The following is a 24,175-nucleotide window of genomic DNA, read 5'->3' on the forward strand; positions in this document are numbered from 1 at the left end:
GTGGCTCCTTTCCTCGCCCGCCTGCAGTGCATTGCACGCGGCGGGACAAGGGCGAGGATAGGGAGGCAGGGGAAGTGTCAACTTGACCGGGGTCAAGCAGCAAGGAACGACAGGTCAGGCAGCGCCCAGGCGTTCCTTGGAGGGGCATTCGTGCGTGCCGGCGCGCTTGCAGTCGCGCGCGACATAGCTGTCACAATATTCGCACAGGATCTTGAGGTTCGGCAGGGTGATCTCGTCATTGTGCACGTCCAGCCCTTCGTCGCGCATCTTTTTGAGGACGCGGGAGAAGGTCTCGGGCCGCATGTCGAGATAGGAAGCGATGATCGACTTGTCATAGGGCAGGCGAATTCGCCCGTCTTCGCTGCCTTGTGCCAGGCTCAGCTTCAGGAGGAACCAGCCGACGCGGGCTCGTGCATCCTTCAGCCGGTTCTGTTCGATCTGATAGATCAGCGTCTGGGAGCGCAGCGAGATATTATTGAGCATGCTGACGGCCAGCGTGTTGTTGCGATTGACCCGCTGCCGGATCACCGGGGCAGGGATCGAAAGCAGCGTGGCATCGTCGATCACCTGTGCGCTCACGGGCGATTCGGTGTTCAGGAAAACCGCGGCCTCAAGGAGCGTGTCGCCGCTTGTCAGCATCTGCAGGATCGTTTCATCGCCGCTTTCGGTGCCGTTATAGAGCTTCACCCATCCCCGGATGATCACATACATGCGCTGTGTCTGTTCGCCTTGCAGGAACAGGAGCTTGCCGCGCGGATAATCGCGGATCTGGGCGTGGGTCAGCAGTTCGGCGAGGTCGGCGTCGTCGATGCCCGCGAAAAGCGGCAGCGAGCGCAGGTAGGGACGCACCCTTTCCGCCCCCGGCGTGATATGGGTGGGGAAGGCGGGTGGCGTGGTATCCGCGGTCTCGGGGGCAGAGGCGCCGGCAAGCCCGGCAATCATACGCTGGCCCGCCATATGCAATTGGTCGAGCACGCGACTGACGAGATCGAACCATTCTTCGGCATCGAATTTCTCGAAATGCGCCGGCGCCGAGGCCTCCTTCAGTTGGGCATGCACTTCATCGAGTGCGCCCATCTCCCGGCTGGCAAGCACATCGCGGACAATTTCGATCTGGCTCGGTGCGGCAAGGCCGATGAAGCCATCAAGATAGGTGCGGGTTTCGGCCGACAGGGCGGCCATCCTGTCCCAGAATTCGGGGTTGCGGAAGGCGAAGGAATAGAAGCCGCGCGAGCCGAGCGCGCGTTCAAGCCCGATCCGTTCCTTCCATTGCAGGAAATAGGCGAACGCACTGATCAGGGCGGAATTCAGCGCCTTATGCTCGTGGGCGACGATCATGATCGTGTCCAGAAGCGGCATGTTGAGCTCGAACGTGAAGGCGTTGAGCGCCCCCGTGTAGCTTGTCGCAAGTTTGTCGATATCGCCGCGCAGCCCTGACATCGCACCAATGCGCCGCCGGAGGTCGGCAAGACGCGCCTTGCTGAGCGTCGGCAGGGTTGCCGCCTGCTCGGCACGCTTGATGGCGTCAAGGCAGTTTGCAGCTGCCGCGTCGGTTTCAGCACGGCGGCGGGCAAGGCGTTCCTTGAAAATCTTGCCGCGGCTATCGAGGAAAAGCGCCGCACAGCCTCGCTCATACTGCAATGCATGCAGCAACGCTTCCCCGGCTAGTAGAATTGGTGTCACGCTGGCCACGGGGCGATCATTCCTCACATTTCATCAGGTGGTTCGCCTTCAGATAGCATGCATCATCATGCTGTTCAGGTCAAATCACAGCGGCAGATTGTCGCGCGCCGCTTGACCTCGGTCAAACCCAAACCGGCAAAACGGGCGGAGCATGGTGCCACTTCTTGACGAAGAGGAGGCAACTATGACCGATCCGACCGCCAAAGGAATGTCCCCCGCCGGGGGGCTGGCGGCTTCGCACTGGGCGCTGGGGGCAAGCACGCTCGCCTTCACCGTCTGTTTCGCTGTCTGGACAATCTTTTCCATCATCGGTGTCCGCATCAAGGCGGAGCTGGGCCTCAGCGATACCCAGTTCGGTATCCTGATCGCGACGCCCGTTCTCACCGGTTCCATCAGCCGCGTTTTCCTTGGCATATGGACCGACCAGTTCGGCGGACGGGTGATTTTCAGTGTCCAGATGTTGTTGACGGCGGTTGCCGCCTGGCTGCTGACGCTGGCGACCACCTATGAAATGTTCCTCGTGGCGGCCCTCGGGGTCGGCCTCGCGGGTGGCGGTTTTGCGGTCGGCGTTGCCTATGTCTCCAAATGGTATCCGAAGGAACGCCAGGGCACGGCGCTTGGCATCTTCGGCATGGGGAACGTCGGCGCTGGCATCACCAGCTTCGGTGCGCCGATCCTGCTCGCGGCCCTCGGCGGCGAGTGGCAGGCAGTTGCCCGCGTTTATGCTGTGGCAATCGCCATCACGGGTGTTGTCTTTTATCTCGTCACCAAGGATGACCCTGTCACCCGCGCGCGGCGCACCAGTCACAAGGCGCATGCATCGTTCCTTGAACAACTGGAGCCACTGCGGAAACAGCAGGTCTGGCGCTTCGCCCTCTATTATTTCTTCGTTTTCGGTGCGTTCGTGGCGCTGGCGCTGTGGCTGCCGCGCTACCTGATCGGTGCTTACGGCCTTGATATAAAGACGGCCGGCATGATCACGGCGGCCTATGCCGTGCCGGCAAGCCTTTTCCGTGCCTATGGCGGCAGCCTTTCGGACAAGATCGGCGCCCGAAAGGTCATGTATGTGACCTTCATCGTGTCGCTGATCTGCCTGTTCATGCTGTCCTATCCCGCGACCCATTACACGATCGAGGGCATCCACGGACCGATCAATTTCTCGACGTCGATGGGGCTCGTTCCCTTTGTCGTGCTGATCTTCATCCTCGGCTTCGTGATGTCGCTCGGCAAGGCTGCGGTCTACAAGCATATCCCGGTCTATTATCCCGATCATGTCGGGGCGGTTGGCGGGGTAGTCGGCATGATCGGCGGTCTTGGCGGCTTCGTCCTGCCCATCGCCTTCGGGGTCATGAACGACCTGACCAATATCTGGACCAGTTGCTTCATGCTGCTTTTTGCCATCGTTGTCGCATCGCTTGGCTGGATGCATGTGGCGGTTCGCCAGATGGAACGTCAGGCGGTTGGCACCGAACTTGGCGCTTTGCCGCAATTCCCGGAACTGCAGGGCGTCGAAATCCCGAAAGGTGCGGCCGAGCCCAAGGATCACGTGCTGACCGACTGGCGGCCTGAAGACCCTGCTTTCTGGAAAGACACAGGCGCGGCCGTTGCCCGGCGCAACCTCTGGATTTCGATCCCGTGCCTGCTCTTGGCCTTTGCTGTCTGGATGGTCTGGTCTGTGGTTGTGGCCAAGTTGCCGAGCATCGGCTTCACCTACACGACCGACCAGCTTTTCTGGCTGGCAGCCTTGCCCGGCCTATCGGGCGCGACCCTGCGCATCTTCTACGCCTTCATGGTGCCGGTGTTTGGCGGGCGGACATGGACGACGCTGACGACCCTGTCGCTCGCCATCCCGGCTTTTGGGATCGGCTATGCGGTGCAGGACCCGGAAACGCCGTATGTCCTGTTCCTCGTGCTGGCACTGCTGTGCGGCTTTGGCGGCGGTAACTTTGCGTCCTCGATGGCCAACATCAGCTTCTTCTTCCCGAAAAGCCAGAAGGGCAACGCGCTGGCGCTCAATGCCGGGCTCGGCAACCTTGGTGTGTCGGTCATGCAGTTTGCGGTACCGCTTGTCATCACGGCAGGTGTGTTCGGCGTGATGGGCGGCGAGCCGCGCGCTACGGCGGATGGCGCCTCGCTCTGGCTGCAGAATGCGGGCTTCATCTGGGTGCCCTTCATCCTTGCCTCGACCGTCGCGGCCTGGTTCGGCATGAATGACATCGCATCGGCCAAGGCAACCTTCGCCGAGCAGTCGGTCATCTTCCAGCGCAAGCATAACTGGATCATGTGCTGGCTCTATACCGGCACCTTCGGCTCCTTCATCGGCTATTCGGCCGGCCTGCCGCTTCTCGCGAAAAGCCAGTTCCCGGCGGTTGACTCGCTGCAGTTCGTCTTTGTCGGGCCGCTTGTCGGTGCGCTTGCACGGGCCGCAACCGGCTGGATTTCAGACCGTTTCGGCGGCGGGCGGGTGACCTTCTGGTCCTTCATTCTGATGATCCTCGGTGTTGTCGGTGTCCTTTATTTCCTCGACATCAAGGATCAACCGGGCGCCTTCTGGGGCTTCTTCGCCATGTTCATGGTGCTGTTCTTTGCCACGGGGGTCGGCAACGCCTCGACCTTCCAGATGATCCCCGTGATCATGCGCAAGGAAATGGAGCATCTGATGCCGCACCTGAACCCGGCCGACCGGCTGCGTCAGGCAGAGAAGGAAGCGGCGGCCATCATCGGCTTCACCTCGGCGATTGCCGCCTATGGCGCCTTCTTCATCCCCAAGGCTTACGGCAGTTCGATCGCGCTCACCGGCGGCCCTCAGGGCGCGCTGTGGGGCTTCATGATCTTCTATGTCAGCTGCGCCGTCATCACCTGGCTCGTCTACACCCGAAAGGGCGGCCTTCTCCACGATATCGAGCGGGGCCGTGCCGCGCCGCTTGCCACCCTTCCTGAACAACCTGCGGAACAAGGATCATCATCATGAGCAATTTTCTGGACAGGCTCACTTACCTGACCCGCACGCCCGAAACTTTTGCAGACGGGCACGGCATCACCACCGGCGAAAGCCGGGACTGGGAAAAGGCCTATCGCGGCCGCTGGGCACACGACAAGGTCGTGCGGTCGACCCACGGGGTCAATTGCACGGGGTCCTGCTCGTGGAAGATCTATGTCAAGAACGGGCTTGTCACCTGGGAAACCCAGCAGACGGACTATCCCCGCACCCGGCCCGACCTGCCGAACCATGAACCGCGCGGTTGCGCGCGGGGGGCAAGCTACAGCTGGTATCTCTACAGCGCCGCTCGCCTCAAATATCCGATGGTCCGGAGCCGCCTGTTGCGCCTGTGGCGGGACGCCAAGGCAACGCACGCCGATCCGGTGGCTGCGTGGAACAGCATCGTCACCGATCCTGAAAAGGCTAAATCCTACAAGGTGGTGCGTGGCCTTGGCGGTTTTGTCCGCGCTGAATGGGATGAAGTGAACGAAATCATCGCGGCGGCCAATATTCACACGATCAAGACCTATGGCCCCGACCGGGTGGTCGGCTTCTCGCCGATCCCCGCGATGTCGATGGTGTCCTATGCGGCTGGCAGCCGGTATCTGTCGCTTATCGGTGGCGTCTGCATGAGCTTCTATGACTGGTACTGCGACCTGCCGCCCTCGTCGCCGCAAACGTGGGGCGAGCAGACCGACGTGCCGGAAAGCGCTGACTGGTACAATTCGGGCTATATCATCGCCTGGGGCTCGAACGTGCCGCAGACCCGCACGCCCGACGCCCACTTCTTCACCGAGGTTCGCTACAAGGGCACCAAGACAGTTTCGGTGACGCCCGACTATTCGGAAGTCGCCAAGCTCACGGACCTGTGGCTCAATCCGCGCCAGGGCACCGACAGCGCGCTCGCCATGGCGATGGGCCATGTGGTGTTGAAGGAATTCCATCTCGCCGGAAAGAGCGACTATTTCGACGATTATTGCCGGCAGTATACGGACATGCCCTTCCTTGTGCAGCTTGAGGAACGGGATGGCCGCTTCGTCGCCGGTCGCACGCTCCGCGCTGCCGATTTCAAGGACGGCCTCGCCGCCGGCGAGCATGCCGACTGGAAGCCGGTCGTGTTCGACGCCAATGCCGGCAAGGTGAAGGTGCCGAATGGCACCATCGGCTCGCGCTGGGACAAAAGCGCGAAATGGAACCTCGAAATGCGTGCCGCCACCGACGGCAGCGAACTGTGGCCGGAAGTGACCTTCATCAAGAAGCATGACGATGTTGTGGCCGTCGGCTTCCCGTATTTCGGCAATATCGAAAACGACCAGCCGATCTTCCATCACACCGGACACGATAGCGTGCTTGACCGCAATATCCCGGTGCGGCGGGTGAAAACCAAGGATGGGGAGATTCTCGTCGCTACCGTCTTCGACCTGCTTGTTGCCAACTATGGCATCGACCGCGGCCTTGGCGGCGGTAATGTAGCCAAGGACTTTTCCGAGGACATTCCCTACACGCCTGCTTGGCAGGAAAAGATCACCGGCGTGCCGGCAGCCCGTGTCATCCAGGTCGCACGCGAGTTTGCCGACAATGCCGACAAGACCCACGGCCGCTCGATGGTGATCCTCGGCGCCGCCGTGAACCACTGGTATCACATGGACATGGTCTATCGCGGCATCATCAACCTTCTGGTGATGTGCGGCTGTATTGGCAAGTCCGGTGGTGGCTGGGCCCATTATGTGGGACAGGAGAAGCTGCGGCCGCAAACCGGCTGGCTGCCGCTCGCGTTCGGGCTCGACTGGTGCCGTCCACCCCGGCAGATCAACTCCACCAGCTTCTTCTATGCCCATTCCGACCAGTGGCGGTACGAGAAGCTGGATGTGGATGAAATCCTTTCGCCCACGGCGGACCGGGAAAAGTGGAAGGGCAGCACCTTCATCGACTGCAACGTGCGCGCCGAACGCATGGGCTGGCTGCCTTCCGCCCCGCAGCTTGATCGCAACCCGCTTGAGGTCGCGAAGGGCGCGGCGGCGTCCGGGCAAGCGGCCGATGCCTACATTGTGTCGGAGCTGAAGGACGGCAAGCTCGGCTTTGCCTGCAGCGATCCGGACAATCCGGTCAACTTCCCGCGCAACATGTTCATCTGGCGCTCCAACCTGCTCGGCTCGTCGGGCAAGGGGCACGAATATATGCTGAAGCACCTGCTCGGCACCCAGCACGGCCTTCTGGGCAAGGATCTGGGCGAATCCGGCGGGCAGAAACCACAGGATGTGTGCTGGCACGAGCAGGCACCGGAAGGAAAACTCGACCTTGTGGTGACGCTCGATTTCCGCATGTCCACCACCTGCGTCTATTCCGATATCGTTCTGCCCTCCGCCACATGGTACGAGAAGAACGACCTCAACACATCCGACATGCATCCCTTCATCCACCCGCTGACCCGCGCGGTTGACCCAGCGTGGGAAAGCCGCAGCGACTGGGACATCTACAAGGGCCTTGCCCGCAAGTTTTCGGATCTGTGCCCCGGCCATCTCGGAGTCGAGAAGGATCTCGTGACAGTGCCGATCCTGCACGATACGCCGGGCGAGATGGCCCAGCCCTATGACGTGAAGGACTGGACGAAGGGTGAATGTGACCCGGTGCCCGGCAAGACGATGCCGTCTGTCGTCGTGGTCGAGCGCGATTATCCGAACACCTATGCCCGCTTCACCTCGATCGGGCCGCTGCTTGAAAAGCTCGGGAATGGTGGCAAGGGGATCAATTGGAAAACGGAAGAAGAGGTCGAATTCCTCGGCAAGCTAAACGGTACCCATCTGAAGGGGGCAGCCGCCGGGCGGCCGAAGATCGACAGCGACATCGATGCAACCGAGGTCATCCTGTCGCTCGCACCCGAAACCAACGGTCATGTTGCGGTCAAGTCGTGGGCGGCACTTAGCCAGGCCACAGGGCGCGATCACACCCATCTCGCCACGCCGAAGGAAGATGAGAAGCTGCGCTTCCACGACCTGAAGGCCCAGCCCCGCAAGATCATCTCCTCGCCGACATGGTCGGGCCTTGAGGACGAACATGTAAGCTACAATGCGGGCTACACGAACGTTCACGAGCTGATCCCGTGGCGTACCCTCACCGGACGCCAGCAATTCTATCAGGATCACGAATGGATGCGGGACTTTGGCGAAGGCTTCTGCGTCTACAAGGGGCCGGTCAATACGCGCACCCTGAAATCCGTGGAAGGCAAGCAGGACGGCTCCAAGGAAGTGGCGCTGAACTGGATCACCCCGCACCAGAAATGGGGCATCCATTCCACTTATTCCGAAAATCTGCTGATGCTGACCCTCAACCGGGGCGGGCCGGTCGTCTGGCTCAGCGAGATTGATGCCCGCAAGATCGATGTCGCCGACAACGACTGGATCGAGCTTTACAACGCCAACGGGGCGATCGTCGCCCGGGCCGTGGTGTCGCAGCGCGTGCCGGAAGGCATGACGATGATGTACCACGCCCAGGAAAAGATCATCAACACACCCAAATCGAAGGCCACCGGCAACCGGGGCGGCATCCACAATTCCGTGACGCGGGTTGTGGTGAAGCCGACCCACATGATCGGCGGCTACGCGCAGCTTGCCTACGGGTTCAATTATTACGGCACCTGCGGCACCAACCGGGACGAGTTTGTCACCGTCCGCAAACTTCATGACGTCGATTTCGGGGACGAAGTTCCCGCGACGGCTGCCGAATAGGAGGGGCAAGATGAAGATACGTGCACAGATCGGCATGGTCCTCAATCTGGACAAATGCATCGGATGTCATACCTGCTCCGTGACCTGCAAGAATGTCTGGACCAGCCGCGCCGGCGTTGAATACGCCTGGTTCAACAATGTGGAGACGAAACCCGGTGTCGGCTATCCCCGCCACTGGGAAGATCAGTCGCGCTGGAACGGCGGCTGGGTTCGCAAGGACAATGGCAAGCTGCAGCCCAAGATGGGTGGCAAGTTCCGCCTGTTGGCCAAGATTTTCGCGAACCCTGACCTGCCTGAAATCGACGACTATTACGAGCCCTTCACCTTCGATTATGGCCATCTGCAAACCTCGGGCGAGGCCAAGGATGTGCCGACGGCGCGGGCCCATTCAGTGCTGACCGGCCAGAAGATGGAAAAGCCGGAGTGGGGTCCCAACTGGGAGGAAATCCTTGGGGGCGAGTTCGAGAAAAGGTCCGCCGACTATAACTTCAAGGACATCGAGAAGGAGATGTACGGCGAGTTCGAGAACACCTTCATGATGTATCTGCCGCGCCTCTGCGAACATTGCCTCAATCCGGCATGCGTCGCGGCTTGCCCGTCGGGCGCCATCTACAAACGCGAGGAAGACGGCATCGTCCTGATCGACCAGGACAAGTGCCGGGGCTGGCGGATGTGTGTGTCCGGCTGTCCCTACAAGAAGATCTACTTCAACTGGCAGTCCGGCAAGTCGGAGAAATGCACTTTCTGCTACCCGCGCATCGAGAACGGCGATCCGACCGTCTGTTCCGAAACCTGCGTAGGGCGTATCCGCTATCTCGGTGTGATGCTGTATGACGCCGACCGCATTCAGGAAGCGGCGAGCGTGGCGGACGAGCAAGCGCTTTACGAAGCGCAGTGCGATATCTTCCTTGATCCGCATGATCCGGCGGTCATCGCCCAGGCCAAGGTCGACGGCGTGCCGGATAGCTGGATGGAAGCCGCCCGCAATTCGCCAGTTTACAAGATGGCGATGGAATGGAAGATCGCCTTCCCGCTGCACCCGGAATATCGCACCCTGCCGATGGTCTGGTATGTGCCGCCTCTGTCTCCGATCCAGAGCCGCTATGAAGATGGCAAGATCGCGGGTGATGGCGTCATTCCCGATGTGTCGCAGCTCCGGATTCCGGTGAAATATCTCGCCAACATGCTGACCGGCGGCAAGGAGCAGCCGGTGGCCCATGCGCTGGAGCGCATGCTGGCCATGCGCGCCTTCATGCGCACCAAGCATGTGGAGGGGGTCATTGATACCGGCATCCTTGATCACGTCGGGCTCGATACCGAAACGGTCGAGGACATGTACCGGATCATGGCGCTTGCCGCCTATGAGGACCGTTATGTGATCCCGACCAATCACCGCGAATATTCGGGCGATACACCGTTCGAGAACGAAATCGCCTTTGCCTCGCGGTCGGGCTGCGGCTTCAGCTTCGGTGACGGCTGCCACGGCGGTCGTCCGAAGAAGAGCCTGTTCGGCACGCCGACCCACGAAAACACCATGTCCGGCAACATCAGGAGGGGATGATGAAAACCTATAAAACCCTGTCGCTTCTGCTTGGCTATCCGAAAGCGGACTGGCTGTCGCATCACCGCGAACTGAAAGAGGCGCTGATCGAAGAACGTCTGCTGCCGCCCAAGCAGCTTGGCAATGTGGTTGCTCTTCTGGACAGTTTCACCGTCAGCGATCTCCTGACGCTGCAGGAAAGGTATGTGGCGCTGTTTGATCGCGGGCGTGGCCTCAGCCTGCATCTGTTCGAGCATGTGCACGGTGAATCCCGTGATCGCGGGCAGGCCATGGTCGATCTGATGAATCTCTATAAATCGAAAGGTTTCGAGATCACGGCGGCCGAACTGCCCGATTATCTGCCACTGTTCCTTGAGTTTCTGTCGGCATGTGATCCGGCCGAAGCCCGCGAAACGCTTGGCGAGGCCGTTCATATCGTGGCGGCGCTGGCGGCCAAGCTGAAGGACCGGGAATCGCCTTATTCGGCGGTTTTTGATGCCGTCATCGCGCTTGCCAATGCGAAGGTGGACGCCGATTTCGTCAGTCACGCGCTTGAGGAAGATCGTCGGCGCGACGAAAGCCTTGAAGCGCTCGACCGCGAATGGGCCGAAGCACCGGCATTTGATGGCGCAGGCGAGGCTGCCTGTTCCATCTGCCCCACCGTGCAACCACCACGCGCCATAACGCCCACGGCATCCAAACCCGCACAGGAGGTAGCAAGATGAGCCATTATCTCAATGAATTCCTGTTCGGCATCTATCCCTATATCGCGCTTGTCGTGATGTTCGGGGGCAGCATCCTCAGGTACGACCAGAACCAGTATAGCTGGAAGGCGGATTCCAGCCAGCTGATCGCCAGCCGGGGCCTGCGGGTCGGCAGCAACCTGTTCCATGTCGGGATCATCCTGCTTTTCTTCGGGCACCTCGTGGGGCTGCTGACGCCGGAATGGCTGTATGAAATGGCCATCACCCCGGCGGCCAAACAGATGCTGGCGATGGTGGCGGGCGGTGTCTTCGGCACGCTCTGTTTCATCGGTATGACCATCCTGCTGCACCGGCGGCTGACCAACCCGCGCGTGCGCGCAACCAGCAAGCCCGCCGATCTCCTGATCCTCGTGATCCTTTATGTGCAGCTGATCCTTGGCCTTGCCACCATTCCCTTCTCCGCCCAGCACCTGGACGGCAGCTCGATGGTCGCGCTCGCCGAGTGGGCGCAGCATATCGTGACCTTCCGGGGAGGCGCTGCCGACTATGTTGCGGGGCAGGGGATTGTCTTCAAGCTGCATATCGTGCTGGGGCTGACCATCTTCCTGATCTTCCCCTTCACCCGGCTTGTCCATGTGTTCAGTGCACCGTTCAAATATCTGTTCCGTTCCGGCTACCAGATCGTTCGCAAGAGGGGATGAAAATGCCGATTTTCGTAGGTGATGTCGAAATCACGGATAACGCTGTTTTCAACGAAATGCAGTATCACCCCGCGCCGTCGATGGAGGCGGCGCGGAATGCGGCAGCGCAGGCGCTGGTGGTGCGTGAACTGTTGCGGCAGGAAGCACGCCGGCAGAAGCGCAAGATCGGGGACGAGGACGCCCGGCTGATGGGGCTGATCGAGGAGGCCGTCTGCGTGCCGGCGGCGACAACCGAAATCTGCCGCCATTATTACGAGCAGAACGAAGCCCGTTTCCGCGCATCGAACATGCCGGATCAGGTCGTGCCGTTCGACGCGGTGGAGGACAAGATACGAGACTATCTGCAGACCCGCAGCATGCGGGAAGGCATCCGGTCCTATGTCCTTTCGCTTGCTGAACAGACACGGATCGCCGGGTTCGACATATCGGCGGCGCTTTGAGCCGGAGGCAGCGATGGACGCTTACGATCTGCTGATCGATGGTTACCGGGCGTTCCGCAAAAGATATCTCGGTGACGCTGCCGAAGACTGGCGTCACTGGGCGGGCAAGCCGCAGGCACCCCGGATCATGGTCATCGGGTGCAGCGACAGCCGGGTCAATCCTGCGATCCTGACCCATGCCGGGCTCGGCGACCTGTTCGTGGTCAATAATATCGCCAATATCGTGCCAGCCTTCGCCGAGGGGCGGCACACGCACCGATCGGTCGGCGCGGCGCTCCAGTATGCTGTCACGGTCCTCAAGGTGGAACATGTCATCGTGATGGGGCACAGTTCCTGTGGCGGTGTGCGCGCTCTGATGTCGGGGATCGGCGACATCGACGAGGCTACACAGGACGATTATGTCGCTGGCTGGATCCGCGAACTGGAACCAGCCCGTGCAGCCGTTCTTGCCGACATGCCCGACGTGCCATTTGAGGAACAATGTCAGGTCTGCGAACTGGAAGGGGTGCTGGTGTCAATCGGCAATCTGCTGACCTATCCTTTCGTGCGCGCGGCCTTCGATGAGGGCAGGCTTTCCCTTCATGCCTGGTACTTCATGATCGAAAGCGGCGACATGCTCTCCTACGATTATGAGAAGGGCGAATACTGCCGCCTGATACGACCATTGGGCTGAAGTGCCGGGTGCGACATTCCGTCGCATTCTTTCAATAAAACCAGTCGCTTGACCCAGATCAGGTGAGACGATCCCCGACCCGGCGAGACTGCGTTATCTGCTCTGAGGAGACAAGAAATGCAGCTCGCAAACTTCCCCCTGTCGTTCATCGCACTGGCGCTTGCCGCTGCGGGCACAGCCCATGCCGATGACGCCCAAAGCTTGACCGAGGCGCTCACCAAAGGCGACCCGAACCTCGGTTTCCGCTACCGGCTCGAACTGGTTGATCAGGACGGTCTTGCCGAGGATGCGACAGCCTCGACGCTGCGGACGCGGCTCGGGTACCGGACGGGTACCTTCAAGGGTTTCTCGGCCTATCTCGAATTTGAGGATGTCACGGTGGTCGGCGAGACGACCTATAACGACACGATCAATGGCAAGACACGCTATCCCGTTGTCGCCGATCCGGACGGGACGGAACTCAATCAGGCGTATCTCACTTATACGAACGGGTCGGGCCTGACCTTGCAGGCCGGGCGGCAGGGAATAAATCTCGGTACCCAGCGGTTCGTCGGCACCGTCGGCTGGCGTCAGAACGACCAGACCTTCGATGCGGTCACCGGCATTTTTCAGAACGGTAACCTGACGGCTGTCGCCGCCCATGTCTGGAACGTTAACCGGGTATTTTCCGACAGGCATCCGCTCGGCAGCCTCGAAACGGCGACCGAAGTGCTGCAGCTCAGCTACAAGGCGTCGCCCGCGCTTGAACTGACGGCTTTCGGCCTGCTGATCGACCTCGATACCGATACGCCGGCTGTGAATGCGGCGCTGTCCAGCCAGACATATGGCCTGCGGGCTGCCGGTGCCGCGGAGTTCGCTGCGGGCACTCAGTTTACCTACAGTGCCGACTATGCCCGGCAATATGACTATGGTGATGCCATTGTGGATTACAGCACTGACTATTACGCCATCGAAGGCGCGCTGACAGTGTCCGGCATCACGGCTACAGCGGGCTATGAGGTCCTGGCAGCAGCAGACGGCATGGCATTCCAGACACCGCTTGCCACCCTTCACAAATTCAACGGCTGGGCAGACAGATTCCTGACCACGCCGGTGGGCGGCCTCACCGACTTCTATGCAGGTGCCGCAACAAAGATCGATACCGGTGCCTTGGCGGGGCTTGCGCTGCAGGTCACATGGCACACCTTCGCCGCCGAGGATGGCGGCGCGGATTATGGCGACGAGATCGACTGGCAGATATCCAAAAAGCTTGGCAAGTCACTGAGCCTGGCGCTCAAGGGCGTACACTATCGGACGGGTGGTTTTGCAACCGATACTGACAAGGTCTGGCTTACACTCGGGGCCGAATTTTAGGACGGATAGGCTCCGGTGTGGAAGGAGGCGGGAACCCCTAGCTCCCGCCTCCTTTTTCTATTCATTCCCGTCCTTTTCAGGCGAAAAGGCTACGGTCGGCCGGGAAGCAGTTTACCATCTCGTCGCCGTTCAGGGTTTCAATCCCCTCCGGGTGAACAATCCACGCATTCATCAGGGCCATTGAGTGCAGTTTGTAGGACTCTTGCCCGTTGAAGGGCGTGACCATGAGCTTGCCGTTGTCTTCAAAAAGCCCGGCCTTCAGGAAGACCGTGAAGCCCTTCGTGGCGGACACCGCGTCGGACAGACGGGCCTTCACCGGCTGTTCGGCAGGCAGACCAGCAAGCGCGCGCAGGAAGGGGATGGCAAACATCCGCAGTCCCATGGCGGTCGAGACAGGATTGCCCGGCAGGCCAAAGAAATGACGACCGTCGGGCAGCTTCGCGAACAGGATGGGCTTGCCCGGCTTCACGCGGGCACGGTGCAGAAGGATTTCAGCGCCCATGGCTTCGAGCTCCGCCCGCACAAAATCATAGGTGCCGACCGAAACAGCCCCGGTCGAGATGATCACATTCACCGGGCTTGCGAGGGCAGCGTCCAGTGCGCGGCGGAAACTCTCGCCGTCATCGCCCACCGTGGTGCGGCCGAGGCAGTCGCAACCAGCTGCTTTCAACGCGGTTTCGCCGTAGGGGCCTGAACTATTGTATATCTGGCCGGGCAGCAGCTGCCGTCCGGGTTCGTCGACCAGCTCGCGGCCCGTTGAAATCCACCAGACGCCGGGGCGGGGGCGCACCCGGAACCGTTCATGCCCCGAAGCGGCAAGGAGCGGGATTGCCGAGCTCGTAATCAATGTGCCGCTGGCCAACAGCAGGTCGCCAACGGCAAAATCACTGCCTTTGAGGCGTATATTGCGTCCGGCGGGATAGGCGGCGCTGATCAGAACTGTCTCGCCGTCCTGCTGTGTCATTTCGACCGGGATGACACTTACGGCGCCAGGGGGGACGGGCGCACCGGTCATGATCCGGGCGGCTTCACCGGCTGAAAGCGCAACGTTCGTTCCGGGATCCCCCGCCGCTAATGTGCGCGATACTGTCAGGTGTGCCGGCTTTTCGGCGCTGGCCCCGGCAGTATCGACCGAGCGAATGGCATAACCATCCATCGCTGCATTGTCGAAGGAGGGGGAGGCGGTCTTCGCATGCAGGTCACCGGCGAGCACGCAGCCTATGGCTTCGCCGAGCGGCCATTCGGCTGCTGCAGCCGGCGCTGCGTGATCAAGGACGAGGGCGAGGGCGTCGGAATAGGAAAGCATGGGATCTCCTTCAGGGGCGCGGACGGAAGATCATCGGCGCGAAATACACAACAAGGACAAGGAAAGCGAATGACCAGAGGGCAGCGCTGACGCTGAGGCCGGCCGGATACTGATCCGTGAACAGCGGAGCGAGCGTGCGGGCGATGGCAGCTGCGAAAAGGGCAAGATAGGCCACATTCATGGGACGGGTCGCGGCGAGGGGGCGCCCCGTATGCCCCAGTGTCGCCCGTGTGGTGACGGCAACGACCATCAAGCTCATCGCGCCTGCCGTCAGCGCATGCAAGCCCATGGTGGCGGGGATGATGGACGGAGCGATAGCACCGTACCCTGTCAGCACCAGCCCCACGGGCATCCAGAGATAGGCGGCATGCAGGATAAAGACGAGTGGTTCGGCGGTCGTTTTCCAGCCGCACCAACGCATCATCCGCAACCCATGCAGAAGGCCGGAAACGACAACAAGATTGCCCGTCAGTTCGCTTTCAGGAAAGGCGGTCCACCCCGCGAGAGCAAGGATAGTGACGCCGATCACCAGCTTGTCGAACCCGTTGAAGGCGCGTGGACGCTGCGGTTTGCCAGCTTTGATCAGCCAGTTGGTCGTGAAGCTCGGGATGATACGGCCGCCGATCAGGCTGATTAGCAACAGCACCATCGAAAGTGCGAGACGCAGGCTATAGTCCGGCGTGCCAGCCAGGAGGTGTTCGGCATGGAACAGGATGTTGGCAGTGGCCAGAAGGCTGACCATCACGCAAACCGGCAGGTTGCGCCAGTTCTTTCCGGCCAGGATTTCGCGCCACACAAGCGCTGAAAAGATGACGAGGAAGGCACTGTCGAGCGCCGCCCCCGAAAGATCGTCCGCATGGGCGGATAGCATGACGCCCCGTCCGGCGAGCCACAGCAGGAAGAGGAGGGCGAGACGCCATCCGGCGACAGGCAACCGGCCCGTCCAGTTCGGGATAGCAGTCAGCAGAAACCCGGCGATGGCCGCCGACAGGAAACCGAAGATCATCTCATGCGCATGCCAGACAAGCGGGTCCGGTCCGGCGATCCCCGCGCCTGTCAGAAACACATGGACCCAGACCGGCACCAGAAGAAAGGCCGCCGCCCAGGCGCTGAAGAAAAATGGCCTGAAGCCATAGGTGAAAAAGGCAGGGCCTGCCGGCCGACGTCGGGACATAGGTCTTCTCCTTGTTGATCTTGGCCCCTAGGGAACGGCGATTTGGGCGCCACCTCCTTGACCCGGATCAAATCGCATGGCGGCGGATGTTTTAAGGTGGAGGACAGAAACCTTACCGGGGCGCGCCATGACCGATATCGACCACCTGTCTCGCATGAACGCCTGTTTCCTCGGGCCCCGCTCGGAGAACGAGGCTTGGCTGCGGTCCGAGATGCAGGCCATCCTCGACAGCTGGTTCGGCTGGCGCCGCGATCTTTTCCCGGATGATCCCGAGGCGATCCCCTATGACGAGCGCGTCTCGGTACCCTTCCTGCAGCAGCGCGAGAAGCTGGCCCGTCAGATCAGCCGGCTGACGGATATCCTGCGGGACGAGGTGCCGAAGCATACGCCGCGCTATATCGGTCATATGGTTTCCGAAATCAGCATGCCGGCTCTCCTCGGGCATTTTTCGGCGCTCCTTCACAATCCGAACAACACGTCGAAGGAAGTCTCGAAGGTTACGTCTGTCCTTGAAGCGGAGGCGATTACGGCCCTCGCCGCCATGGTTGGCTATGATCCTGCCGGAGCCTCCGGTCATTTCACTTCGGGCGGGACAGTCGCAAATTTCGAGGCGATCTGGCGTGCGCGTTTCCGGCTCGATCACTGGCTGAGCCTAGCTCTTTATCTGGCCGAAGAACACGGCTTGCCGCTTGACGTGTTCAGGGCCGCCCACATGGGCTGGAAGCGCTATTTCGAGCTGATCGCCATGCATGGCGTCGATGAAGGGAAGACACGTCATTACAGCCTCGTTGCCAGCAACCCATTCGAGGCCGCGTCGCTCCTTTCTGCGCATACGAGGTCGCCCTACAAAGGCCCGGTCGTTCTGGTGCCCGGCAACAAGCATTTCTCCTGGCTCAAGGGCGTCAGCATTTTCGGGTTCGGGGAACGGGCTTTCTGGACCATACCGCTCGACGGCGAAGGCCGCACCGATGTGGCGGTACTGGCTGACCTCCTTGACCGGGCGGAAAAGGAGGGGCGGCCGGTTCTGATGGTGGTATCCGTGGCCGGCACCACGGAGGCGGGCGAGGTAGACCCTGTGGACAGGGTGCAGGACCTGCTCGACGAGCGGAAAGCGACACGCGGCCAGGATATCTGGCACCATGTGGACGCGGCCTATGGCGGCTTCTTTGCCAGCCTTCTGGGTGGCGTCGGGGAAAACCTGCTGGCGCCCGGCGTCCGGGCGGCGCTCGCGGCGCTTGGCCGGGCGCAGTCGATCACGCTGGACCCCCACAAGCTTGGTTATGTGCCCTACAGTTGCGGTGCTTTTCTGGCGCGGGACCGGGAAGCCTATTCGGTGTCTTCCTTCCATGCGCCCTATCTTGACCGCGCCGACCTCGGGGCCAGCGTGTGGGCTTATACCCTGGAAGGGTCACGGTCCGCCGCCGGGGCAACGGCTGTGTGGCTAACGTCGGAAGCGCTCGGCTTCGACCCGGCCGGCTTCGGCCAGATTATCGCTTCCACGATCGAGAACTGCCGGTTATTTGCTAAGACGCTTACGACCTCGCTGCCCTTCGTACGGACCTTGCAGCCGCTTGACACCAACATCTTCTGCTTCAATCTGGCCGAACCCGGCATGTCACTCGCCGAGGCCAACCGGCGGACCGAAGCTGTTTTCAGGAAATTCGTGGCAAGCCCGCATTTTTCCGTATCAAGGACCAGCCTGTCGCGGGAAAGCTATGAACAGCTCATCGCGGCGCATATGGCGGGAATCGGCGGGGCTGTGGATGCGGACGCGATGGTGTTGCTGCGCTGCGTCTTCATGAACCCTTTCTGGGCAAGCGCGGACGTTCATGCTCAGTTGATGCCGGAGTTTGTCGCCGAACTTGCCGGCCACTACGGAGAGGTGTCAGGCGCCAGCTTCGGGCCAGCTGCGGATGGCGGCGAGCTCCCCCGGCGTGTTGATATTGATGAAGCTGTGGCTACCGGGCCAGCACACTTCTGATGCGCCGACCATCCGGGCGAGGCGGTGGAGGGAGAGCGATTGGCTCAAATCAAGGGTAGGCCAGATGTTCCCGAGTGCAGCAAGCGGCCAATAGCCGAAGGTTGGATGTGTGCCGGTCTCGTCTGCGGCGATTGCTGGTGAACCGCTGGCTGTCAGTCTCGCCGCAAGGTCTGGCGGAAAGCATGGCCCGTCCACCGGAACGGTGACGAAGCCAGCTGCATTGGGTTCATACGCGGCCAATTGCTTCCAGACGGCGAAGAGCCCGGCGGCCGGTCCACCGGGGCCGTCCGGACAGTCAGCGATGCAGGCGAGGCCAGTGCCGCGATCATCGGCCCCGGAAATCAGAATCTCGCCGACCTGACCGACCAGCCGCTGCCGCACCACGTCGATCATGCGTTGATCATCGATTTTGACGAGTGCCTTGTCGATCCCGCCCATCCGTGACGACTTACCACCGGCCAGTATGATGCCAGGGAGCTGATCTGTCGTTTCAGGAGTCATCGTTCACTCGAGTCCAGAGTGTCTATCGCCGCGACTAGAATGGGACGATCGGTGACAGACGTAAAGAAAGCGTTTGCGAAGCGTTGCAGTTATCATCATACGCACAAGCACGACCAGAGATCTAAGTGGGTATGCTGCTTGATACCCTGCCAACAGTTTTGCGCTAAAATCCGTGCGCCAGATTTGCGCCAAGTGCTTGTAACTCATTGTTACACATAAGAGTCTGGTGCCGGCAGCGGGCACCAATGACTTTAAGTCATTGATTTTATTTGATTATTTTAAAATTTCGCGTGGGCGCGTCTTCGCGTATCGCCGCTGGGATTGGCGTTGGCATGCGGAAATGGCAAGCCGATATGCGGGCTTCGGGCTCGTCAACCATGTGATCCGATCACACCGTCAATAAAGCGGCGAATGTTGGCGATGGCCTTTTCGCTTTCAGGGAGTTCGTAGGCGAGAGCAACGAAGGAGTGGAAAAGGCCTTCGGTGACCTGCAAACTGCAATCGGCGCCAGCGGCGGTCATTTTTGTCATCAGGCGGCGTAAAGAGGGCAGGAATATCTCCCGCTCACCTGCCTGTATGAGGGTCGGCGGGTGCCACGGCCCGAAGGTGCCCATCAGCGGCGAGGCAATCGGATCGTCATGAGGCAATGTGCCCGCGTAACAGGCAGCACATATCTCGAGATCATCTTTGTAGCGCAGGACCGGATCATCCGCTGAAGGGTCATTGGCCGTCATATCGACCCATGGTGACCACAATATCAGTGCAGCGGGAAGCTGGCTCCCCTGCGTCTTCAGACGCTGTATCGTGGCAAGCGCCAGCCCGCCGCCTGCGGAATCGCCGACAAGGATGGTCCTGTTGTTGAGATGCGGCAGGAGGCGTGCGCATGTAGTCTCGACAATCTCAAGACACGTGCTGAAAGGCGCCTTGGGATAGTCGATGGAAATGACATCGACGCCCAAGCGGCTGGCGAGAGGAGCTGCCGCAAACAGGGTCGAGGCGGCGGAAAAGGCCGTAAAGCCGCCACCATGCAGGAAAGCCAGCTGCAGGCCGTTCATGTCGTGAATGGCCGGGATAATCCTGATCGCCGCTCCTGCTTCATCCATCGGTTCGACGGTGACCGCATTTGTTGCTGCGAGCGCCTTGATTACCGCCGCAGAGCGAAGCTGTCCCTGCTTTTCAGCGCGCGCCTGCCATGCCTGCCAGGCCTCGAGGTCTGCGGCAGCCGGCGGAAATGGGCGTTCACTGAACGCAGGAAGTGCGGCAATCCAGGCCTCGGCGGCAGCAGAGGGCATCAGGCGACAGCCTTTCGAAAGTCCTTCTGTGTAATGTAAAGCGCCTTGTAGCGTGCATATGGTTCGGCATAGTCACCGTGAACCGCCATATTCGGCTCAATGGTGCGGGACCGGCGTACCATGGCAGAAACCGCTTCGGTGATGTTCGCATAATGGCCACTGCCAACGGCGGCAAGGATGGCGCTGCCGAGCGCCGGAGCGTCGGGAACTTCGGTCAGCGCAATCGGCTTGCCGATGATGTCAGCATGGATCTGCAGCCAGAGGGGCGAGTTGGGGACTCCTCCGGCGAGGACGATATCATTCAGCGTAAATCCTCCCTTTTCGAAAGTGTCGAGGATGAGACGTGAACCCATCGCCACACTTTCCAGAAGCGCCCGGAACAGATGACCTCGACCGTGCCCCAGTGAGAGGCCAGCGAAGGCCCCGCGCGAATGCGGGTCAGTGAAAGGGGTACGATTGCCCTGAAAATGATCGAGCGCCGTAAGTCCGTTTGCACCTGCTGGAACGGCAGCAGCTTCCTCATCAAGTGTTTTGTAGCTTGTCTCTGCTGCGAGGGTGCGTTTGAACCAGTTGATCGCGGATCCGGTTGAGGCTTGCCCGCCCTCGACCAGATGAAGGCCGGGCAGGAGTGCATTTGCATAGGTGCCCCAGATGCCTTCTCCGGCAAATGGCTTCTCAGACAGGCCAAGATGCAGGTGAGACGAGCCGGTGATGAAAGCAAGGCTGCCCGGCCGGATGACCCCGAGGCCGATCATGCCGATGCCGGCGTCCGCCCCGCCCTGCGAGACTGGCAGGCCGGCCTTCAGGCCAAGATGGTTGGCAGCTTCGGCACTGAGTGGGGCGACCACCTCTCCGAGGCGCACGATTTCCCCGGGCCACTTTGTCGCTAGCTCACCGATGCCGAGGCTGTCGATCAGGCTGGTTGGTTGGCCGCCGTTGGTGACGTCATGATGCCATCGTGCGCTCACGTTGTAGACACTGGCAACCAGTCGTCCGGTCAGCTTGAGGTTCAGATAGTCCTGATATTCGCAGACATAGGCGGCGCGGGCAAAGGCATCCGGTTCGTTCCGTTTCAGCCACAGCGCCTTCGGGATCATCCACTCGGCGGAAACGGGTCCGCGCCCACCACTGTTCACCCGAAGAGCCTTGTCACCACTTGCTGCAACCTCATCGGCTTCTTTGGAGGCGCGGACATCCATCCAGATCATTGCCGGCCTGACCGGCTCACCTTCCGTGTCGAGCAAGACGACCGAGCAGTTGGTGGTGTCGACGGCAAGGCCTTTTACCTGATCCGCAGGGATGCCTGCCGCCGCCATTGCCTTGCGGACCGACTGGCCGCACCCGGCCCACCAGTCGACCGGGTCCTGTTCTGCATGGGCTGGCGCGGGGAAACGGGTTGTGTAGGGCGTGGCCGCAAACGCGAGGGGGCGCCCGCAGGCATCGAAAATGCCAGCACGGATGCCTTCGGTGCCGCCATCGATTCCGATGAAGTAGGGACCGGCCATGGCGTCAGTTTCCGTCCTTCAGGATACGGACCTTGAAGTTCATGGCCCGGGAAAGCGCCACCATTTCTTCGAAAATGTCGCCATACGCGACGGCGATATGATTGCTCATATAATGGGCCATCAGCGTGTCGCGGCCTATGCCAAGATCGGCTGCCATGAAGGGCCATTCGCGGGTCGTACCCTGCCACCAGACTTCACAGACATCATCGGGGAGTTCGACTACGTGGCCGGTGCCGATATCCATCCACAGTTCGCCGTCTTGCAGATAGGCGCGGGCCCATGTGATGGCGCCTGCCTTGGAAACACCTGCGAACGTGCCACCGGGGATCGGGAAATAGGCCGCAGGCTGACGATAGGAGTGAACGCCTTCAAGCGTGTCGGGATTGTGGTTGAAGGCATAAGCGCCTGAAGACCCCGAGTTGAGCAGTACCCACAGGAACTGACCATCATGTTCGGCCCCCCAGCGGATATCGTGGAAGAACACCGCCTGATGCAGGCCTTTCCGCTTCAGCAGTCGCTTCATCATTTCCTGTGGCAACAGGTTGCCCTGATCAGCTTCCGTCGCTGTGGTGATGACGTCGCCGTTCGATTCCGGGCGGCAGGTCGAATTGAATAGACCTTCATTGAAGTCTGACGGTGGGCGCGACCCGATCAGGCCAAGCTGATACTGCCAGCCGAGACAGTCGGCTTCAAACTCCTCGATCATGTCGAGGACGGCAAGATAGTCGCGAAGCTGTTCCCTGGTGGCATCTGGCGTAAAGTCACCGCCATAATGGAAGGTGACGCCCTTGTCGCAGACGAATTTGTAGGCCGTTTCGATGCGTTCATCGGTGACCTTCCTGCCCCGCTCGATGATCCATGCCTGATCGACCTTGTGCTCGGAGAAGCCGACCTTTGATAGCATGCGCGGGCCGAAATAGCCGTTCGTCATGCCCATCGATGTGTCGCCGAGCATGAGGGCAAGAGGCCGCCGCGCCCTGAACTCCGCGAGCACGGCATCAGCCGTTGCACTTGCTGATGGCGAAACCGCAGGGGCTGGCCGGATGGCAGAACGGTCATGCGCGATTGCACCGGTCTTTACCCATTCCTCAAGCTGGTTCATGAAACGATCATCGGCGGTCCAGTCGTCGGCATCGGTCCAGATGCGGCTGGCTTTGCGGTCAACCATTTCAAGACAGGCGGCAGTATTCAGAAGGCCGACAAGGCCTGGCCATGTGCCATCGAAATTGCTGGCGAGGAGCAGGGGACTGTCCTTGCCGACCACACCGTCCACCGTGTGGGGGCCATAGACCCAATGCGAATAGATGCCGATCATCGGCGCATCAATGGGGCCAAGGTGGGTGATGGCGGCATTCGGCTTGGAGAGCACATGAGGCACGCGCGTATGCCGTACGTTCAGCCGGTCAAGCGCTGCTTCCATGCGTGCCGTTGTGGCTTCGATCATTGGCATGGCGAGATTGTTGGGATGCGGGCGATAGTCGCCGGGCCAGAAAAGATGGATGGTTTCAGGCATGATGCATGTCCTCAGGCGTCAATAGAAGCAAGGGTGTCGAGAGCGGCAAGGCGTGCGGCTACATCCGGTAGCGGTGGCAGTGGCGCACTCGGCAGCGTTTCGTACCAGAAGGTGGCGATACTCCAGTCGTCCTGCCGCTCATAAAGCTCGGCCTGATACTCGGCTATGGAATTGGCGCCGGCGCCCGGTGAATGCCCTATTTGCTGGATGGTCAGACGGATGTCGGATTGCCAGTAGATAGGGTCCGGGAAATGCCAGCGATACATGGACACGGCTCCTGTATCGGCCATGTCATCTTTCTCGCGCCAGTTGGCGCCGTGATAAAGGAACGGCGTTTGCTGGATGCCCCATGAAAGGCCTACATAATCTTCCGCGCCGGTGCCGACGATGGTGGCAAAATCGCTGTCACCATCAAGGAATACCTTCACTTCACCTTCGCCCCACCATCGGGGATCGTGGGGGATCACGCCAAAAACAGCACCGAGATAGCGACCGCGGCTGCCCGAACGGTTCAGGAATTCGAAGTCTTCCCTTAGAGCCGTCGGGTTCTGGCGCTGGAAGGATACATGCAGATGCGGGGTATCATCGGTGATATCGTCGCCGAGCGTATAGTCGATCTGGTAAAAGAGCGGCATGCGGACATCACCCTCATTGGTGATCGTGACCCGGGCATGCTTCGCAAACGGCATCGGAATCCAGGCATTCATCCCGACCTTTTCGCCAACCGAATGAGCGGCAGACTGGAAGGCGGGCGTCTTACCGTGGGCAAAACCAAAAAAGTCACCGACCGGTGTCTCGATCGAGGGATGCGTCTGGCCATTCCAGTAGAAACGCAGGACCACGCCCCGCAACAGCTCTATCTTCGGGTGGCAGGTCATCCAGATATGGCGGATCATGCCCGGACCATCAATGGCAGCAAGCTCGATCGTTTCGCCGGGAAACAAGTGACGTGCCGGGGCACCTTTGCGGCCAATGCCGAGGGGGCTGGCTGCCTTGCCGCCTTCTCCTTTGGCACCGGTGATATTTTCAAAGCAGATGGATCGCGATTGCAGATGGGTCGGGATGTTGAAGGGGTTCGGGTCGCTGAAAATCATGGCGGTGTCT

Annotated in this window: 17 protein-coding genes; 9 read left to right on the forward strand and 8 right to left on the reverse strand. The window is 60.7% G+C overall.

Annotated elements, in window-relative coordinates; genetic code table 11:
- Positions 1–114: 114 nt before the first annotated feature.
- Positions 115–1,653, reverse strand: coding sequence for a nitrate- and nitrite sensing domain-containing protein (locus PH603_RS07240; protein WP_289505383.1), 1,539 nt, complete (start codon positions 1,651–1,653; stop codon positions 115–117).
- 214 nt (positions 1,654–1,867) lie between these two features.
- Here PH603_RS07240 and PH603_RS07245 point away from each other — a divergent pair, with 214 nt between their 5' ends.
- From PH603_RS07245 to PH603_RS07280, 8 genes are all read left to right on the forward strand, one after another.
- Positions 1,868–4,654 (forward strand): nitrate/nitrite transporter, encoded by a 2,787-nt coding sequence (locus PH603_RS07245; protein ID WP_289505384.1) that lies wholly within the window; start codon positions 1,868–1,870, stop codon positions 4,652–4,654.
- Positions 4,651–8,388 carry a nitrate reductase subunit alpha gene (locus tag PH603_RS07250; RefSeq protein ID WP_289505385.1) on the forward strand — a complete coding sequence of 1,246 codons (3,738 nt, stop codon included), beginning with the start codon at positions 4,651–4,653 and terminating at the stop codon, positions 8,386–8,388. The genes PH603_RS07245 and PH603_RS07250 overlap by 4 nt, the downstream gene beginning before the upstream one ends.
- 10 nt (positions 8,389–8,398) lie before the next feature.
- Positions 8,399–9,949, forward strand: coding sequence for a nitrate reductase subunit beta (gene narH / locus PH603_RS07255; RefSeq protein ID WP_289505386.1), 1,551 nt, complete (start codon positions 8,399–8,401; stop codon positions 9,947–9,949).
- Positions 9,949–10,653, forward strand: a complete 705-nt coding sequence (narJ, locus tag PH603_RS07260) for a nitrate reductase molybdenum cofactor assembly chaperone (RefSeq protein WP_289505387.1) — start codon at positions 9,949–9,951, stop codon at positions 10,651–10,653. Before narH ends, narJ begins: the two co-directional genes overlap by 1 nt.
- On the forward strand, positions 10,650–11,333 hold the full coding sequence (gene narI, locus PH603_RS07265) for a respiratory nitrate reductase subunit gamma (protein WP_289505389.1): 684 nt from the start codon (positions 10,650–10,652) through the stop codon (positions 11,331–11,333). Before narJ ends, narI begins: the two co-directional genes overlap by 4 nt.
- A gap of 2 nt (positions 11,334–11,335) precedes the next feature.
- Positions 11,336–11,773 (forward strand): hypothetical protein, encoded by a 438-nt coding sequence (locus tag PH603_RS07270; protein ID WP_289505391.1) that lies wholly within the window; start codon positions 11,336–11,338, stop codon positions 11,771–11,773.
- A gap of 13 nt (positions 11,774–11,786) precedes the next feature.
- A complete protein-coding gene (locus PH603_RS07275) occupies positions 11,787–12,446 on the forward strand; it encodes a carbonic anhydrase (RefSeq protein ID WP_289505393.1) in 660 nt (219 codons plus the stop codon).
- A gap of 117 nt (positions 12,447–12,563) precedes the next feature.
- Positions 12,564–13,799 (forward strand): alginate export family protein, encoded by a 1,236-nt coding sequence (locus tag PH603_RS07280; RefSeq protein WP_289505394.1) that lies wholly within the window; start codon positions 12,564–12,566, stop codon positions 13,797–13,799.
- Positions 13,800–13,875: 76 nt separating this feature from the next.
- Here PH603_RS07280 and PH603_RS07285 read toward each other — a convergent pair whose 3' ends face one another.
- The gene (locus PH603_RS07285) at positions 13,876–15,105 is read right to left on the reverse strand and encodes a molybdopterin molybdotransferase MoeA (RefSeq protein WP_289505395.1); all 1,230 of its coding nucleotides are present in this window, start codon (positions 15,103–15,105) and stop codon (positions 13,876–13,878) included.
- Positions 15,106–15,115: 10 nt separating this feature from the next.
- Positions 15,116–16,279 carry an NnrS family protein gene (locus tag PH603_RS07290; RefSeq protein WP_289505396.1) on the reverse strand — a complete coding sequence of 388 codons (1,164 nt, stop codon included), beginning with the start codon at positions 16,277–16,279 and terminating at the stop codon, positions 15,116–15,118.
- Between the two features lie 127 nt (positions 16,280–16,406).
- Here PH603_RS07290 and PH603_RS07295 point away from each other — a divergent pair, with 127 nt between their 5' ends.
- Positions 16,407–18,260, forward strand: a complete 1,854-nt coding sequence (locus PH603_RS07295; protein ID WP_289505398.1) for a pyridoxal phosphate-dependent decarboxylase family protein — start codon at positions 16,407–16,409, stop codon at positions 18,258–18,260.
- On the opposite strand, the gene mobA is transcribed toward PH603_RS07295, so the two are convergent.
- The 5 genes from mobA to PH603_RS07320 form a co-directional block, all read right to left on the reverse strand.
- Entirely contained in the window at positions 18,165–18,761 is a 597-nt protein-coding gene (mobA, locus tag PH603_RS07300) for a molybdenum cofactor guanylyltransferase (RefSeq protein WP_289505399.1), read from the reverse strand. The two genes, PH603_RS07295 and mobA, sit on opposite strands and share 96 nt — an antisense overlap.
- Positions 18,762–19,132: 371 nt before the next feature.
- Positions 19,133–20,053 (reverse strand): alpha/beta hydrolase fold domain-containing protein, encoded by a 921-nt coding sequence (locus tag PH603_RS07305; protein ID WP_289505400.1) that lies wholly within the window; start codon positions 20,051–20,053, stop codon positions 19,133–19,135.
- Entirely contained in the window at positions 20,053–21,558 is a 1,506-nt protein-coding gene (locus tag PH603_RS07310; protein WP_289505401.1) for an FGGY-family carbohydrate kinase, read from the reverse strand. Before PH603_RS07310 ends, PH603_RS07305 begins: the two co-directional genes overlap by 1 nt.
- A gap of 4 nt (positions 21,559–21,562) precedes the next feature.
- Positions 21,563–23,071, reverse strand: a complete 1,509-nt coding sequence (locus PH603_RS07315) for a hypothetical protein (protein ID WP_289505403.1) — start codon at positions 23,069–23,071, stop codon at positions 21,563–21,565.
- Positions 23,072–23,082: 11 nt separating this feature from the next.
- Positions 23,083–24,165 (reverse strand): glycoside hydrolase family 172 protein, encoded by a 1,083-nt coding sequence (locus tag PH603_RS07320; protein WP_289505404.1) that lies wholly within the window; start codon positions 24,163–24,165, stop codon positions 23,083–23,085.
- Between the last annotated feature and the right edge of the window lie 10 nt (positions 24,166–24,175).

Source organism: Gimibacter soli (genome assembly GCF_028463845.1).
Taxonomy (GTDB): Bacteria; Pseudomonadota; Alphaproteobacteria; order Sphingomonadales; family Kordiimonadaceae; genus Gimibacter; species Gimibacter soli.